At 65.0% G+C, this 1,303-nt stretch carries 2 protein-coding genes; both read right to left on the bottom strand.

Translation table 11 applies throughout. The annotated features are described in order from the left end of the window. Positions 1-1,013 (bottom strand): FtsX-like permease family protein (locus tag GHO42_RS02995; protein WP_153384109.1); only part of this gene is annotated, 1,013 nt, incomplete at its 3' end. Further along, the coding region (locus GHO42_RS02990; protein ID WP_153384108.1) for an ATP-binding cassette domain-containing protein at positions 1,013-1,303 on the bottom strand (291 nt) is incomplete at its 5' end. The genes GHO42_RS02990 and GHO42_RS02995, both read right to left, overlap by 1 nt.

Here is a 1,303-nt window from a genome sequence, read left to right as displayed (position 1 = left end):
AGGGCGAACAGTCCAAGTTGCGCGAGCCAGCCGAGAAAGGCGCCGGCGAGGCTGGCCATCAGCCCGAGCACACTCAGTTGCAGGGTAAACAACCAGAGTGTTCCGCGCCGTGACAGGCCGAGGCAACGCAGCAGGGCGCTGGCATCGAAACGCCGATTGGCAAAGCGGGTGGCAGACAACGCTACGGCCACGCCCGCCAGCAGCACCGCCACCAGGCTGGCCATGTTCAGGTAGCGTTCGGCCTTGCCCAGCGCACCGCCGATCTGCTGGTTGCCGTCACGGCCGTCCAGGAGGCGCTGGTTGGCGTCCAGGCCAGGCTTGATCACCTGGCGATACGATTCCAGCGCCGGTGCTTCACCGCGCCACAGTTCGCGGTAGGTGACACGGCTGCCCGGTTGTACGATGCCGGTGGCGGCAAGGTCGTCCAGATTGATCAGTACTCGTGGGGTCAGGCTGTAAAGGTTGCCGGCCCGGTCGGGTTCGTAAGTCAGCACGCGGGTGATACGCACGGTTTTTGAACCGACATCGATTTCATCGCCGACCTTCAGGTCCAGCGCGGTCAGCAGTCGGGCTTCGGCCCAGGCCTCACCGGATTTGGGACCGCCCCCAGGCTGTTCTTCGGCATAGGGCTGCGGGGCGCTTTTCAGTTCGCCGCGCAACGGGTAGGCATCGTCTGCCGCCTTGATGCTGGAGAGCTGAATGCCATTGTCGGTGGCAATCACGCTGGCGAATTCGACCACCCGGGCGTGTTCGAGGCCCAGGTCGTTGCCGACCTTGATTTGTTCTTCACGGGCCGGGGCCGTGCCATCAAGCACCAGGTCGGCGCCGAGGAACTCAGTGGCACGCAACAACATCGCGCCATTAAGACGGGCACCGAAGTAGCCGATGGCCGTGCTGGCCGCCACGGCGACCAGCAGGGCGAAGAACAGCACCCGCAGCTCGCCGGCGCGGGCATCGCGCAGTAATTGGCGTACGGCCAGACTCAGCATGCGCAACAGCGGCAGACGTGCCATCAGGGCTCCAGAGGGCCGACCAGATGGCCAGCTTCAAGACGGATCAGGCGCCGGCAACGATGGGCCAGGCGTTCGTCATGGGTCACCAGCACCAGGGTGGTGCCGTTTTCCTTGTTCAGTTCAAAGAGCAGGTCGGTGATGCGCTCACCAGTGTGGCTGTCCAGGTTGCCGGTGGGTTCATCGGCAAACAGCACGTCGGGATTGGCGGCAAATGCCCGGGCAATGGCGACCCGTTGCTGCTCGCCGCCGGACAGCTGGCGTGGCGAGTGACTCAGGCGCTGGCCCAGGCC

Source organism: Pseudomonas sp. FSL R10-0056 (assembly GCF_009600105.1).
GTDB classification, from domain to species: Bacteria; Pseudomonadota; Gammaproteobacteria; order Pseudomonadales; family Pseudomonadaceae; genus Aquipseudomonas; species Aquipseudomonas bubulae.
This window is presented reverse-complemented; position numbering and strand designations above follow the sequence as displayed.